General features: G+C 61.4%; 15 protein-coding genes. 11 read left to right on the top strand and 4 right to left on the bottom strand.

The genetic code is table 11. The features are described from left to right. Positions 1–59: 59 nt before the first annotated feature. The 4 genes from NMB39_RS23605 to dacB all read left to right on the top strand — a co-directional run bounded on the left by NMB39_RS23605 (position 60) and on the right by dacB (position 5,075). Positions 60–530, top strand: a complete 471-nt coding sequence (locus NMB39_RS23605) for a nuclear transport factor 2 family protein (protein ID WP_057021481.1) — start codon at positions 60–62, stop codon at positions 528–530. 36 nt (positions 531–566) lie between these two features. Next, the gene (locus NMB39_RS23600; protein WP_057021480.1) at positions 567–854 is read left to right on the top strand and encodes a GIY-YIG nuclease family protein; all 288 of its coding nucleotides are present in this window, start codon (positions 567–569) and stop codon (positions 852–854) included. A gap of 118 nt (positions 855–972) precedes the next feature. Then, a complete protein-coding gene (locus NMB39_RS23595) occupies positions 973–3,387 on the top strand; it encodes a TonB-dependent siderophore receptor (RefSeq protein ID WP_494339992.1) in 2,415 nt (804 codons plus the stop codon). A gap of 230 nt (positions 3,388–3,617) precedes the next feature. Beyond that, positions 3,618–5,075, top strand: coding sequence for a D-alanyl-D-alanine carboxypeptidase/D-alanyl-D-alanine endopeptidase (dacB, locus tag NMB39_RS23590; RefSeq protein ID WP_494339993.1), 1,458 nt, complete (start codon positions 3,618–3,620; stop codon positions 5,073–5,075). 1 nt (position 5,076) lies between these two features. Here dacB and NMB39_RS23585 read toward each other — a convergent pair whose 3' ends face one another. Further along, a complete protein-coding gene (locus NMB39_RS23585; protein ID WP_057021477.1) occupies positions 5,077–5,856 on the bottom strand; it encodes an IclR family transcriptional regulator in 780 nt (259 codons plus the stop codon). Between the two features lie 120 nt (positions 5,857–5,976). Between NMB39_RS23585 and hmgA the strand changes: the two genes are divergently transcribed. The 4 genes from hmgA to NMB39_RS23565 all read left to right on the top strand — a co-directional run bounded on the left by hmgA (position 5,977) and on the right by NMB39_RS23565 (position 10,713). Then, positions 5,977–7,260, top strand: coding sequence for a homogentisate 1,2-dioxygenase (hmgA, locus tag NMB39_RS23580; protein WP_306957143.1), 1,284 nt, complete (start codon positions 5,977–5,979; stop codon positions 7,258–7,260). A 3-nt stretch (positions 7,261–7,263) separates the two neighbouring features. After that, positions 7,264–8,550, top strand: coding sequence for a fumarylacetoacetase (fahA, locus tag NMB39_RS23575; RefSeq protein WP_494339994.1), 1,287 nt, complete (start codon positions 7,264–7,266; stop codon positions 8,548–8,550). A 12-nt stretch (positions 8,551–8,562) separates the two neighbouring features. Next, positions 8,563–9,198, top strand: a complete 636-nt coding sequence (maiA, locus tag NMB39_RS23570) for a maleylacetoacetate isomerase (RefSeq protein ID WP_057013023.1) — start codon at positions 8,563–8,565, stop codon at positions 9,196–9,198. A gap of 153 nt (positions 9,199–9,351) precedes the next feature. Next, positions 9,352–10,713 carry an MFS transporter gene (locus NMB39_RS23565; protein WP_057021474.1) on the top strand — a complete coding sequence of 454 codons (1,362 nt, stop codon included), beginning with the start codon at positions 9,352–9,354 and terminating at the stop codon, positions 10,711–10,713. Here the strand turns inward: NMB39_RS23565 and NMB39_RS23560 are convergent. Beyond that, complete coding sequence (locus NMB39_RS23560) at positions 10,710–11,513, bottom strand: SirB1 family protein (protein ID WP_057021473.1); 804 nt, start codon at positions 11,511–11,513, stop codon at positions 10,710–10,712. The two genes, NMB39_RS23565 and NMB39_RS23560, sit on opposite strands and share 4 nt — an antisense overlap. A 187-nt stretch (positions 11,514–11,700) precedes the next feature. Between NMB39_RS23560 and NMB39_RS23555 the strand changes: the two genes are divergently transcribed. Beyond that, positions 11,701–12,720, top strand: coding sequence for a Glu/Leu/Phe/Val dehydrogenase family protein (locus NMB39_RS23555; RefSeq protein ID WP_494339995.1), 1,020 nt, complete (start codon positions 11,701–11,703; stop codon positions 12,718–12,720). 55 nt (positions 12,721–12,775) lie between these two features. Here the strand turns inward: NMB39_RS23555 and NMB39_RS23550 are convergent, their stop codons facing one another. After that, positions 12,776–13,036 (bottom strand): YebG family protein, encoded by a 261-nt coding sequence (locus NMB39_RS23550; RefSeq protein ID WP_003188807.1) that lies wholly within the window; start codon positions 13,034–13,036, stop codon positions 12,776–12,778. 422 nt (positions 13,037–13,458) lie between these two features. On the opposite strand from NMB39_RS23550, the gene NMB39_RS23545 reads away from it, so the two are divergent. Beyond that, the gene (locus tag NMB39_RS23545; protein ID WP_046071067.1) at positions 13,459–13,704 is read left to right on the top strand and encodes a DUF6124 family protein; all 246 of its coding nucleotides are present in this window, start codon (positions 13,459–13,461) and stop codon (positions 13,702–13,704) included. Between the two features lie 172 nt (positions 13,705–13,876). Further along, a complete protein-coding gene (locus NMB39_RS23540) occupies positions 13,877–14,365 on the top strand; it encodes a phosphate-starvation-inducible protein PsiE (protein WP_016978246.1) in 489 nt (162 codons plus the stop codon). Here NMB39_RS23540 and NMB39_RS23535 read toward each other — a convergent pair. Continuing rightward, complete coding sequence (locus NMB39_RS23535; RefSeq protein WP_494339996.1) at positions 14,362–14,679, bottom strand: DUF3509 domain-containing protein; 318 nt, start codon at positions 14,677–14,679, stop codon at positions 14,362–14,364. The two genes, NMB39_RS23540 and NMB39_RS23535, sit on opposite strands and share 4 nt — an antisense overlap. Positions 14,680–14,853 lie beyond the last annotated feature (174 nt).

The raw sequence follows: 14,853 nt of genomic DNA, 5'->3' as shown, positions 1-14,853 counted from the left end.
TTTCCCATGCGGTGCGGACTATCGTTCAGTCCTTCCTGAACCACGTGCGAAACCTGCCCATGAGTGATGCCCATAACGCCCTGATCACCCAGTTCTACCAGGCCTTCCAACGCCTGGACGCCGAAGCCATGGCCGCCTGCTACACCGATGACGTGATATTCAGCGACCCGGCCTTCGGTGAATTGCGCGGGCGCGATGCCGGCGACATGTGGCGCATGCTCACCACCCGCGCCAAGGACTTTTCCCTGACGTTCGACCAGGTGCGCAGTGATGCAACCACCGGCAGCGCGCACTGGGTGGCGACGTACCTGTTCAGCGCCACCGGCAATACCGTGGTCAACGATATCGGCGCCAGGTTTGTGTTTCGCGACGGCAAGATCTGCGAACACCATGACCACTTCGACCTGTGGCGTTGGTCGCGCCAGGCGTTGGGCCTCAAGGGCCTGTTGCTCGGCTGGTCGCCAGCGCTGAAAAACGCCGTGCGTGCCCAGGCACGCAAAGGCTTGAAGGCATTCCAGGCCGGTCGTTGATAAGATTGGCCTCCCTGCGGTTTGCCGAAACGACTTGTGACTGATCCTTCTGAATCCAAACCCTGGTTTGTCTACCTGGTGCGCGCCGCCAATGGCTCGCTGTATTGCGGCATCAGCAATGATCCGGTGCGCCGCTTTGCCTCCCATCAAAGCGGCAAGGGCGCGCGGTTTTTCTTGTCCAGCCCCGCTGTTGCGCTGGTTTATACCGAGCAGTGTGCAAGCAAAGGGGAGGCGTTGCGCCAGGAGCGGCTGATCAAGAAGCTGAAGAAGAGCGCCAAGGAGTGCCTGGCGGCGAGCGGCTCATTGATTGACAGAGGCGACTAGGGAGCATCCGAGAAAATATTTTCTGATTCAGGTGAGGTAAACCCGCGGCCCATCCGTGTAGTGCATGAAACTGCGATCTATTCGCATTAACAGCGTTTTCTACACGGGTTCTCACAGCATGAAGGCAACGGCAAGCGGTTGGGTAGAACAGTGGCTGGGAGCCTCGGTATTAGCGGTGTCGGGGTTGGCATTGCTGCCGCTTGGCATCGCCCAGGCGCAGGAGCAGCAAAGCGCTCAGTTCAAGTTTGCCCTGGCCGCCAAACCGTTGCCCCAGGCCCTGAGCGATTTCAGCCGGGTCACGGGCCTGAGCGTGATCTACACCGATGACGCGCCCTATGGCCTCAATGCCCCGGAGGTCAGCGGGCAGATGAGTGCGACCCAGGCCCTGCAACGCCTGCTGAGCCATTCAGGTTTTACCTTCCGCCAGATCGACGCCCGCACCCTGGCCCTGGAGCCGGTGCCTACCGACGCAGCGGTGAGCCTCGGCGCCACCACCATCAGCGCAGCCAACCCGACCCAGGACAGCACCAGCTACCAGCCGCCGATCACCAGCTCGGTGATGCGCTCCCGTGGCCTTTTGCTGGAAACCCCGCAAACCGTCAACGTGGTGCCGGCCCAGGTGCTCCGCGACCAACAGCCGCGCAACCTGGATGACGCCCTGGGCAATATCAGCGGCATCACCCAGTCCAACACCCTCGGCAGCACCCAGGACGCGGTGATGTTGCGCGGTTTTGGCGACAACCGTAATGGCTCGATCATGAAGGACGGCATGCCGGTGGTGCAGGGCCGGGCCATGAACGCGACCGCCGAGCGTGTCGAAGTGCTCAAGGGCCCGTCGTCTTTGTTGTATGGCATCCAGGACCCGGGTGGCGTGGTCAATATCGTCAGCAAGAAGCCCGAGCTGGTGCAGTCCACTTCCCTGACCGCCCGTGGCTCGAGCTTCGGCAGCGGCAAGAACGGCAGCGGTGGCAACCTGGACACCACCGGCCCGCTCGGTGACAGCGGCCTGGCCTATCGGCTGATCGTCGATCATGAAGATGAAGACTATTGGCGTAACTACGGCACCCACCGTGAGACGCTGGTGGCGCCGTCCCTGGCTTGGTATGGCGACACCACCCAAGTGGCAGTGGCCTATGAGCACCGCGAATTTCTCGCGCCGTTCGACCGTGGCACCGCCATCGACCCCAAGACCAACCACCCGTTGAACATCCCCGCCACCCGTCGCCTGGATGAGCCATTCAACAATATGGAAGGCCGCTCGGATTTATACCGCCTCACCGTCGATCACGATCTGAACGACGACTGGAAGGCCCACTTTGGCTACAGCTGGAACCGCGAGACCTACGATGCCAGCCAGGTGCGCGTGGTCAAGGTCAACACCAACGGCACCCTGACCCGCAGCATGGATGGCACCCAGGGCGCGTTGACCACTGACCGCTTTGCCACCGCCAGCCTCGAAGGCAAGGTCAACGTGGCCGGCATGCAACATGACTTGGTGTTCGGCCTGGACGACGAGTACCGCAAGATCTACCGTGCCGACCTGATCCGCCAGGCGCCGCGTGGCACGTTCGACTACAACAACCCCGTGTATGGCAACGAAGTGGCGGGTTCCAGGGTCAGCGCCCCCGACAGCAACCAGACCGACCTGCTGCGCAGCGACTCGCTGTTCTTTCAGGATGCCATCCACCTCAATGACCAGTGGATCCTGGTCGGCGGTGCGCGCTACCAGATGTACGACCAATACGCCGGCAAGGGCGTGCCGTTCACTGCCAACACTGATGGCAACGGGCAGAAGTGGGTGCCGCGTGCCGGCCTGGTGTATCGCTACACCGATGAGCTGTCGTTCTACGGCAGCTATACCGAGTCGTTCAAGCCCAACTCCACCATCGCGCCACTGGCGAATAAAACCATGCTGGACGGCAGCCTGCAGCCGGAAGAGTCCAAGGCCTGGGAGCTGGGCACCAAGTTCGATATGCCGGGACGTATCACTGCGAGCGCGGCGCTGTTCACGATCGACAAGCGCAATGTGCTGGTGCAGGTGGGTGAAGGCTTGACGTCGGTCTACAGCGTGGCGGGCAAGGTACGCTCCCGTGGCCTGGAGCTGGATGCCAGCGGCCAGTTGACCGACAACTGGAGCCTGATCGGCAGCTATGCCTACACCGATGCCGAGGTCACCGAAGACCCGACGCTCAAAGGCAACCGCCTGCAGAACGTGGCGAAAAACACCGGCTCGCTGTCGGCGGTGTATGACTTCGGCAGCATCCTGGGTGGCGATCAATTGCGGGTCGGCGCTGGTGCACGTTATGTGGGCAAGCGCGCCGGGGACGCGGCCAATAGCTTCGAACTGCCGAGCTACACCGTGGCCGATGTGTTCGCCAGCTATGACACCAGGCTTGAGGGGCAGAAGGTCAAGTTCCAGCTCAACGTGAAGAACCTGTTCGACCGTACCTACTACACCTCGTCGGTGAATACGCAGTTTGTGTCCATAGGCGATGCGCGGCAGGTGTCAGTGTCCAGCACCCTTACCTTCTGACTGCAGTTCGCTTTGTGTGGGAGGAGGCTTGCCCTGATGCCAGTCAGTTAAGCGAACGAAATGCTTAAAGCAGCGAAGATCAAATGTGGGAGGGGGCTTGCCCCCGATGACGGTGTGTCAGCAAACACTAATGTTGCTTGACACACCGCTATCGGGGGCAAGCCCCCTCCCACATTGACACCTGAGCTGTTAGCGTTGCGGGCATTCGATGCTTATGGAAAACGCGACTGATGCATTTTGCAAAATGGTTTCACACCAGCGCCCTGCTGGTCGGCTTGAGCTTGTTGTTGGGCGGCTGCGCCAGCGTTTCGCAGACGTCCACGCCTGCCACCCTGGACAAACTGTTAACCGACCCGGCGCTGCACGGCGCCACGGTGTCGCTGATGGTGCGCGATGCCCGCACTGGCACCACGCTCTACCAGCACAACCCGCGCACCCGGTTGGTGCCCGCTTCCAACCTCAAGCTGCTGACCACCGCGGCGGCGATGGATGTGTTGGGGCCGCAGTACCGTTTCTCTACTCAGTTAGTCAGTGATGGCATACGCCAGGGCGACCGTCTGACTGGCAACCTGTACCTGCGTGGCCTCGGCGACCCGAGCATCCAGTTCGCCGACTACCAGGCCCTCGCCGCGCAGTTGGCCAGCCAGGGTGTGCGCCAGGTTCAGGGTGACCTGGTGTTCGATGACACCTGGTTCGATGCCGAGCGGCTGGGCGTCGACTGGTCCCATGATGATGAAACCACCTACTACGGCGCGCAGATTTCGGCGCTGACCGTGGCACCCAATGCAGATTTCGATGCCGGCAGCGTACTGGTCACCGCCAAGGCGCCGTTGCGGGCTGGCTCGCCGGTGAGTGTCGATATCTTCCCGCCCACCGATTACCTGCAACTGAGCAATCGCGCCGTGAGTGGGCCGGGCAACACCTATGGAATCAACCGTCGCCATGGTACCAACCTGCTGCAGCTCAGTGGCGCAGTGGCTCCGGGGCGACAGAGCCAGCAACTGATCAGTGTCTGGGAGCCGACGCAACTGGTGGCTAATCTGTTTGAGCAGGCGCTGGCGCAGCAGGGGATTACGGTATTGGGGCGCCGGGTGATGGGCGGGGCGAGTCCGGCAGCAGTGACAATGCTGGCCGAGCACCAATCGGCGCCATTGCAGGAGCTGATCGTGCCGCTGCTCAAGCTCTCGAACAACAACATGTCCGAAGCCTTGCTCAAGGCCATGGGCCGCCAGACCGCCAACAGCGGCACGGCGGCGGCGGGCGTGGTGGCGGTGGCCGGGTTCTTGAAGCGCCAGGGGGTGGACACAAGCAGCCTCAATCAAGTTGACGGTTCCGGCCTGTCGCGGCGCAACCTGGTGTCGGCGCAAACCCTCACCGACCTGCTGCTGGCCGCGAGTAAACAGCCGTGGTTCAACGCCTGGTACAACGCGCTGCCGATTGCTGGCAACACTGACCGCATGACCGGCGGCAGCCTGGGTTATCGCCTGCGCGCCACCCCAGCGCAAAACAACCTGCATGCCAAGACCGGCTCCATGGGCGGCGTGTCGTCATTGAGCGGCTACGTCACCGACGCCCACGGGCGCAAGCTGGTGTTCTCGATGCTGACCAACAACTATGTGGTGGCCGGCGCGCAGGTCAAGGCGCTGGAGGATCGCGTGGCCGTGGCCCTGTCACGCAGCGAGGATTGATTCAGGGCTGATAGCCCATGCGCCAACTCACGGCCCGGGTCGCCGCCAGCAGATGCTGCGCCGCCGGGCCATCTTCATCGGCGTGGAACAGTGATGTCGGGCCGACTACGGTCATCACCGCCGCCACATGCCCCACCGCATTGAACACCGGCGCCGACAACGCATCCACGCCGGGCATCAGCAAGCCATGCACAAAATGCAGGCCACGGCTGCGGATCTGCTCGCACACCGTGGCGTAGGCCTGATCGTCCGCCAGCGAGTGGGCGGCGCCGGCTTGGATCTCGCGTTCGCGCAATTCCACGGTTTCCCGCGATGGCAGGTAGGCGCTGAACACCAGCCCGGTGGACGAGCTGAGCAATGGCAATACCGATCCCAACTGCGTCACCACCGTGACGGCACGCACTGCCGGCTCAATCTGCACCACCGTCGCGCCCTGGTTGCCCCACACCGCCAGGAAGCAGGTTTCATTCAATTCATCGCGCAGCTCCGCCAGGGGCATGGCGCCGACTTTCAACACATCCATGCTGCCCAGCGCCGCCAGGCCCACGCGCAACGCTTCGCGGCCCAGGCCGTAATGGTTGGTGGCGGGGTTCTGTTCGGCAAAACCCGAGGCGATCAACGCCTGTAGATAGCGGTGGACCTTGCTCGCCGGCATCTGCACATGTTCGGCCAGGCGTGACAACGAGGTGGAGGGAGACAGTTCGGCCAGGGCCTTGAGGATATCGGTGCCGACTTCCGCCGAGCGGACTTTCTGTTTACCGGTGTCGCGGGGCTTTTCCATGGAAGGGCGAGAATCCGAGAGATGAATGGGCGTCTTTATAGCTTGACGCTCGATAGCGATCAAATTACGTTATGCGTAACCGAATTACGATAAAAATAACTTGTGTACAGAGGAAGATCCATGGACCTCGAATACCTTTCGGGCTTTGGCAACGAATTCGCCAGCGAGGCCTTGCCTGGCGCGCTGCCGGTCGGCCAGAACTCGCCGCAAAAAGCCCCTTACGGGCTCTACACCGAACTGTTTTCCGGTACCGCCTTCACCATGGCCCGCAGCGAAGCGCGGCGTACCTGGCTGTACCGCATCCAGCCGTCGGCCAACCACCCGGCGTTCATCAAGCTGGAACGCCAATTGGCCGGTGGCCCGCTGGGCGCAGTAACGCCTAATCGCCTGCGTTGGAACCCGTTGGATATTCCGAGTGAACCGACGGACTTTATCGACGGCCTGGTCGGCATGGTGGCCAACTCGGGGTCGGAAAAACCTTCGGGCATCAGCATCTACCACTACCGCGCCAATCGCTCGATGGAGCGCGTGTTCTTTAATGCCGACGGCGAACTGTTGATCGTTCCCGAGCAAGGCCGCTTGCGTATCGCCACCGAACTCGGCGTGGTGGAAGTCGAGCCGCTGGAAATCGTCGTGCTGCCCCGTGGCTTGAAATTCCGTATCGAGCTGCTGGACGCGCAAGCACGCGGCTACGTCGCGGAAAACCACGGCGCCCCGCTGCGCCTGCCGGATCTAGGACCTATCGGCAGCAACGGCCTGGCCAACCCTCGCGACTTCCTTACACCCGTTGCCCACTATGAAGACCTCAAGCAACCTACAACGCTGGTACAGAAATTCCTCGGTGAGCTGTGGGCCTGCGAGCTCGATCATTCGCCACTCAACGTGGTCGCCTGGCACGGCAATAACGTGCCGTACAAATACGACTTGCGGCGTTTCAACACTATCGGCACGGTGAGTTTCGATCACCCGGACCCGTCGATCTTCACCGTATTGACTTCGCCCACCAGCACCCATGGCTTGGCCAACCTCGACTTCGTGATCTTCCCACCGCGCTGGATGGTGGCCGAGAACACCTTCCGTCCGCCGTGGTTCCACCGCAACCTGATGAACGAATACATGGGCCTGATCCAGGGCGCCTACGATGCCAAGGCCGAAGGCTTCCTGCCCGGCGGCGCGTCGCTGCACAGTTGCATGAGCGCCCACGGCCCGGACGGCGAGACCTGCACCAAGGCCATCACTGCAGACCTGGCACCGCACAAAATTGATAACACCATGGCCTTCATGTTCGAGACCAGCCAAGTGTTGCGCCCGACCCAGTTCGCCCTGGAGTGCCCGCAACTGCAACCTGCCTACGATGCGTGCTGGGCCGCGCTGCCCGCCACCTTCAACCCGAATCGGAGATAACCCATGACCCAACCATCGCTTGCCCGTAGCTGGGTGGCCTCCGCCAACGGCCACGCGGATTTCCCCCTGCAAAACCTGCCACTGGGCGTGTTCAGCATCAATGGCTCGGCACCTCGCAGTGGTGTGGCAATTGGCGACGCAATCCTCGACCTGCATGCCGCGCTGGACGAGTTTGACGGTGAAGCCCGACGCGCCGTCGAGGCCACGGCGGGTGGCCAACTGAACGCGTTTTTTGAACTCGGCCGTGGCCCTCGGGTGGCCCTGCGCGAGCGCCTGCTGGAACTGCTGGCCGAAGGCAGCAAGCTGCAGACCCGCGAGGCGCAGGTGCTGCACCGTGCCGCCGATTGCCAGATGCATTTGCCGGCCAGGATCAATGACTACACCGACTTCTACGTTGGCATCGAGCACGCGCAGAACGTCGGCAAATTGTTCCGCCCGGATAACCCATTGTTGCCGAACTATAAGTACGTGCCGATTGGCTACCACGGCCGTGCCTCGACCATTCGCCCGTCGGGCACGGATGTGCGGCGTCCCAAGGGCCAGACCCTGCCGGCCGGCCAGACCGAGCCGACCTTCGGACCCTGTGCACGCCTGGATTACGAATTGGAACTGGGCATCTGGATCGGCCAGGGCAACGCCATGGGCGACGCGATTGCCATTGGCGATGCCGCCGAGCATATCGCTGGTTTCTGCTTGCTTAACGACTGGTCGGCGCGGGATATCCAGGCCTGGGAATACCAGCCGCTGGGGCCGTTCCTGTCGAAAAGCTTTATCACCAGCATCTCGCCATGGGTAGTGACGGCCGAAGCGCTGGAGCCATTCCGTAAAGCACAACCGGCGCGGCCCGAGGGTGACCCACAACCGTTGTCGTATCTCTTGGATAAGCGCGATCAGAACGCGGGTGCCTTTGATATCGAACTGGAGGCGCTGCTGACCACGGCCTCGATGCGTGAGCAGAACCTGCCCCCCCATCGCCTGACCTTGAGCAACACCCAACACATGTACTGGACCGTGGCGCAAATGGTTGCGCACCACAGCGTCAACGGCTGCCAGTTGCAGGCCGGTGACCTGTTCGGCTCGGGCACCTTGTCCGGTCCGCAACCGGGGCAGTTTGGCAGCCTGTTGGAGATCACCGAAGGTGGTAAAAAACCGATTGAACTGCCCTGCGGCGAGGTGCGTAAATTCCTCGAGGACGGCGACGAAATCATCTTGCGTGGCCGTTGCATCCGCGAAGGTTTTGCCAGCATCGGCTTTGGTGAATGCCGCGGCACCGTAGTCGCGGCGCGCTGAGAGGGCAGGGCAATGGAACTCTATACCTATTACCGTTCTACCGCGTCGTATCGGGTACGAATTGCCCTGGCGCTCAAGGGCCTGGACTTCACTGCATTGCCGGTCAACCTGCTGGTGCCGGCAGGCGGCGCCAATCACCAGCCTGAGTACCTGGCGATCAACCCGCAAGGGCGCGTGCCGGCGTTGCGCACTGAAGAAGGCGCGCTGCTGATTCAATCACAGGCGATCGTTGAGTACCTGGAGGAATGTTATCCACAGGTGCCGCTGCTTCCAAAAGATCCCGCGTCCCGTGCTCACCAGCGCGCAGTAGCGTCGATCATCGCCTGCGATATCCATCCGTTGCATAACTCCAGCACTCAAAACCTGTTGCGTAAGTGGGGGCATGATGAGGCGCAACTGCTCGAGTGGATCGGCCATTGGGTCAGCCAGGGTTTGGGCGCGGTGGAACAGTTGATTGGCGATGACGGGTTTTGCTTCGGCGCGCAGCCGGGCATGGCGGACGCGTTTCTGATACCCCAGCTGTACGCGGCCGAGCGCTTCAAGGTGCCGTTGGGCGCGTACCCGCGTATCGGCCGAGTAGCGGCGTTGGCGGCGCAGCATCCAGCGTTTGTGCAGGCTCATCCTGCCAACCAACCTGACACACCTTAGCTTTCAGAAATTGCCTAAATCCAAATGTGGGAGGGGGCTTGCTCCCGATTGCTGTGTATCAGCAATAAGTTTGTCAACTTACACACCGCTATCGGGAGCAAGCCCCCTCCCACATTTGATCGTGCCAACATAAAAAAATAAAGGTACCTTGCGATGCACAATCAGATTGCCAGCTTTCGCGCGGCACTCGACGCCCGCCCGGTGTCGCGCTACCAATGGTTGATTCTCCTGTTGTTGGCATTGCTGCTGGTCACCGATGGCTATGACGCCCAGGTGCTGGGTTATGTAGTGCCGGCGCTGGCCAAGGATTGGGGTCTGGAAAAAGCCGCGTTTGGTCCGGTCTTCAGTGCCAACCTGCTGGGCCTGACCCTGGGCTCGCTGCTGGTGACGCCGCTGGCAGATCGGTTTGGCGTGCGACGTATCTTGCTGGCCTGTGTGCTGATCTACGCCAGCCTCACAGTGCTGATGGTGTTTGCCAATTCCCTGACCACACTGATGGCGGCACGGTTTATCTGCGGTATCGGCATGGGCGGCGCGATGCCCAGTGCCATGGCGTTGATGTCGGAATATTCGCCGCCACGCCTGCGCACCTTGATGGTGACCCTGGCCGCGTGTGGCTTCTCATTCGGCGGTGCGGCGGGCGGGTTTGTAGCCGCGGGGTTTATCGACGGCTTTGGTTGGCAGGCCGTGTTCCTGGCTGGCGGGGTGACGCCGTTGCTGCTGTTCCCATTCCTGGCGTGGCTGTTGCCCGAATCCCTGCCGCGTCTGTTGCGCGATGCACCGCCGTATCTGCGTTTGCGCAAGGTCACGGCGCGCATGCTGCCCGATTGGCAGCCGCCGTCTGCGAGCGAAGCCGAAAACCGCCAGGAGCAGGGCAGTAACCTTACGGTGGTGGAGCTGTTCCGCAACGGCTACGCCCGCCCGACGTTGTTGATCTGGGCGACCTTTTTCGTCAGCCTGATCCTGCTGTACTTCATGATCAGTTGGTTGCCTTCGCTGCTGCTCGAAAGCGGCCTGGCGCTGAATGAAGCCAACCTGGTCACCTCCATGTTCCTGTTCGCCGGTACCTTGGGCGCCATCCTCATGGCCTGGTTTGCCGACCGCCTGAAAAGCAAAGTGCGACTGCTGTCCGGCGTACTGGCGGCAGCGGCGTTGTGCACCGTCCTGCTGGGCTTGAACCACGACAACCCACGCTACCTGGTGGCCTGCGTGTTTGCCGCCGGGTTCTGCATCATCGGCGGGCAACTGACCCTCAATGCGTTTGCGAGCAATTTCTACCCGGCGCAGGTGCGCGCCACCGGCACGGGCTGGGCATTGGGGGTGGGGCGGTTCGGGTCGATCCTGGGGCCGTTGTTCGGCAGCCTGTTACTGGCGATGCATATACCGGTGCAGCAGATCTTCTTGTTCTGCGCGATTCCGGCGGTGGTGGCGGCGCTGTTGATTATCCAGGTGCGCTCGCCAGGCGTGAGCGAACCCATTGACACGGTACGTAGCGACATTCTCAAGGCGCCTTAATGCACCACTGAATTGGGCGGCAGATGCCCCAGCCGCTCGGTCAGGCGCAGGCGTTGGATCGGGTCATCGCTGAGCATTAGCGCATGTTCCAGGTCAAAGCGTTCGGCACTCGGACAGTCAAGGCGCTGGTACAGGCTGGCCCGCGCCAGGTAGTCGGCGGCGTTGGCATTGCCCAGTTCCAGCACGCGTTCGGCATCTATCAGGGCGGCCAGCGGCTCGTCATTGGAAAGGTGCAGTTGGCGCAGGTTGCGCGACAGCCGTTGCAGGATCGCCCGAGGTTCGGCCGAATGCAGGTGATCGGCCTGTAACTTGAGTTTCGGCCCGTATTGGCGGTGCAGCAGGTCGCGACAGTCGTTGGGGTACAGGCGGCGGCCGCCGCACGGGTCCAACAGGTGATCGGCACCGGGTACCCGCAGCAGGAAGTGGCCGGGGAAGTTCACACCGACCATGGGGATCTCCAGGCGCCGCGCCATTTCCAATGCGATCAGGCCCATGGCCAAGGGCTGCCCGCGTTTGCGTTGCAGCACCTTGTCGAGCAATGCGGCAGCGGGACGCAACGGGGTGTGGTCATCCTGGGCGAACCCGAGGTCATTCATGCGCCGCAGCAGCGGTTGGCCGAGTTCATCTGCGGGCAACAGGGGCATGCCCAGGCTGACCTGCTGTTGCAGCGCGGTGAGATCCTGCAGGATCAGCAAGGGCTGCACGCGGGCGTCATGCTCGGCAGCAATCCATAGCGCGGCTTCAAACAGCGCAGGGGGTGAACGGTCCAGGCAGGCGAAAAAGGCTGTGCGGGGATTCATTGCGTTCTCCGGCGTATGCCCCCGTTTTAGCCTTGCTGTGAATATTCGTCCAGCATCTTGAGAAATATCCCACTTTCTTATGTCTTGGAGCCCACGAAACTGACTCGCTTATTCCAGTGCGATCCAGCAGTTTTCTGACGCAAGCCTATACTTGGGCCAACACCAAAAGTGATTCGGGAGCTCGAAGATGTTTGCGCTCATGCACAGCACCCGCCTTGAATCGCTGCACCTGAGCGTCGACCCGGTGACCGGGTTGAAGGCGATCATTGCCATCCACGACAGCCGTCGCGGGCCTGCCTTGGGCGGTTGTCGCTACCTTGCTTACCCTGACGATGAAAGTGCCGTGGCCGATGCTGCACGACTGGCCCAAGGCATGAGCTATAAGGCCGCGTTGGCTGGGCTGCCGGTGGGCGGCGCTACCGCAGTAATCATGCGTCCTGCGCACGTGGAAAGTCGTGCGGCCCTGTTCGAAGCATTTGGCCGCTGTATCGAAAAACTCGATGGCCGCTACATCACCGCCATCGACAGCGGCACCTCAGTCGCCGATATGGACTGCATTGCCCAGCACACCCGCTTCGTCACCAGTACCACCGCCGCTGGCGACCCTGCGCCCCATGCCGCCATGGGCGTCTTCGCGGGCATCCGCACCACCGCCATGGCGCGCCTGGGCAGCGACAACCTCGAAGGCCTTCGCGTCGCGGTGCAGGGCCTGGGCAACGTCGGTTATGCCCTGGCCGAGCAACTGCACGCCGCCGGTGCCGAACTGCTGGTCAGCGACATCGAGCACGGCAAGGTGCAGCTGGCCATGGAGCAACTGGGCGCCCACCCCATCGCCAACGACGCCTTGCTCAGCACTCCCTGCGACATCCTCGCGCCCTGCGGAGTGGGTGCCGTTTTCAACCGCAGCAGCGTTGGCCAGCTGCGTTGCGCTGCGGTGGCCGGTTCGGCCAGCGCCCAACTGACCAACCTGGACATCGCCGACCAGTTGGAAGGCCGTGGCATCCTCTACGCTCCGGACTACGTGATCAACTCCGGTGGCCTGATCTACGTCGCCCTCAAACACGCCGGCACGGACCTGCCCGGCATCACCGCGCACCTGTCGAACATCGGCACGCGCCTGACCGAAATCTTCGCCCACGCCCAAGCCGAAAAACGCTCCCCGGCACGGGTGGCCGACGAGTTGGCCGAGCGCCTGCTGTACAAATAGCCCAGGCATTAAAAAGGCCCTGAATCCTTGATTCAGGGCCTGTTCAATTCGGGCTTTACTCTGCCGCCGGGTTCAGCAACTCGGACAACGCGTCCGGTTGGCTCTTGAACGCCTTGGCAAATACATCGCGGTTCTTCGCCATGTAGATCCCGGCTTCTTCCACCTGCTGCTCGCTCAGCGACGGCACGGCTTTTTGCAACACTTCTGCCAGCAACTCAGCGAGTTCAAGCATCTTGTCATGACGGTCAGCTTCGGCTTTATCCATGAACAAACGCTCCAGATCTCGGCTGCTGCGGTATACCACTTCGACGGCCATTCACCACCTCACATGCCTTCACGATAGTTGTCTTTTGCGACTACTGTATTTATATACAGCGAAAAGGATAAGCCAAACGTTGGGGTTTGGATAGTAGGTTTTTAATGTAGTTGGGAAATGGGGGTTTGCTACACCGGAAATTTCTGACAACTTGCCGGGGTTGCGCTGGAATTGTCCGGTGGCTTACCTTCCTCGGGCGCTGCATTTGCAGCGAGCGGGCTTGGCGGCCCAACAAGGAAGCGCAACGACCCCCCCTGTAAGAATGTTGGATTTTTGCATTAGCATTCTTCTGCCATGGCGGGTTGCGCATGGACCCTTCGGGGTGCCGGGGTGTTCCTTGCCGGTCCGCCAACCTTGTGCAATCCGTCACCCAATCTGCTTGGCGGCAGCCGGTGATGGTTTCTTAACTAAGGAACTAGGCCATGAAAAAACACACACCCAACCCCCCGCCTACTGAGTCGGTGCTATTCAGTGTCACACCTGAGGCAGACACAGAGACCTTACTCGCAAACGCCAGCGAAACCCTGAGCAGTGCCTGTGAGATGGCCAATAAGCTGGCATTCGACCTTGAAGGTCCGCAGCGAAGCCTGGTCCTGGCAATTCATCAGTTGATTGAAATGGGCGGTCTGCTGGTCGAGCGCGCGCTGGAGCAAGTCGCACCAACTTGATGCTAAGGCCCGATCGTTCTCACACTCGTGGGAACGATCCGAGCACAATTAAGTGCCCCATGTCACTCGGCCATCATCTCACTATCCTACCTATGGCCTTGTTTCTGCATACAGAACAACCGTCACGTCCAACCCGCATTATCCGGTCGAGCCGACCTAAGGAAACACCATCGTGAAAATCAACTGGGCCGAAAGGCTGCGCCAGCAAGTCCATGGGCTGGCCGAGTCGCTGGGGAACCTGTTTGTCGAGTCGTTCCACTACCTGGCGCTCTTTGCCATCGGAGCGGTGACCGCTTGGGCAGCGGTGATGGAATTTCTGGGGATGCTGGAGAACGGGCACATCAAGATCGATGACATCTTGCTGCTGTTCATCTACCTGGAATTGGGCGCGATGGTGGGGATTTACTTCAAGACCAATCACATGCCCGTGCGCTTCCTGATCTACGTGGCGATCACCGCGCTGACGCGCCTGCTGATCTCCAATGTGTCGCATCACAACCCGCCGGACGTGGGCATCATCTACCTGTGCGGTGGGATTCTGCTGCTGGCGTTTGCCATCCTGGTGGTGCGCTACGCGTCGTCGGCATTCCCTTCGGTGAAAGTCGAAGGCCCGCGTCGCAAGGGCGAGGCGAGCCTGGAAACCGAGAAGGGTGAGCTTTAAAGCCCGACGCTGAACGGCAGGGTACGGGCGGGCGGTTGCTGCAGGAGTTTGTGGTTGTCGCCGTCCGTCATCAGTTCGAGGATTTCCACGGCGCTATGGCCCTGCTCGATGGCGATGCCGAACTGGATGCTCTGTACCAGGCGTCGCAGCCGTTGCGGGTCGTTGCGCTGTTCGGCGCTGATCATGCGCTTGGCCACCACGCCGGTTTCATCCGAGAGGGTGAGCATGATGCTGCCGTCCAGCCGCTGGATGCTCAGGTTGATGCGGTATTGAGGGCTGAAGGTATCGGTGATGATCTGAAAAGGATTGTCCATGGTGCGTTACCGCCTGATAAGAACATGCAGTCATTGACGGCCGGTGTCAGGATTAGTTCGCATCGCCTGACCATCGGCCAAAGTCCGTTTTCCTCATAAGCTCTACAGCAAGCCTCGTGCCGTACAGGCGCTGAAGTTTCAATGTGGGAGAGGGCTTGCCCCCGATAGCGGTCT

This window comes from Pseudomonas sp. FBCC-B545, assembly GCF_059134095.1.
The sequence above is the reverse complement of the archived record's forward strand: the minus strand, read 5'-3'. Positions and strand labels throughout refer to the sequence as shown.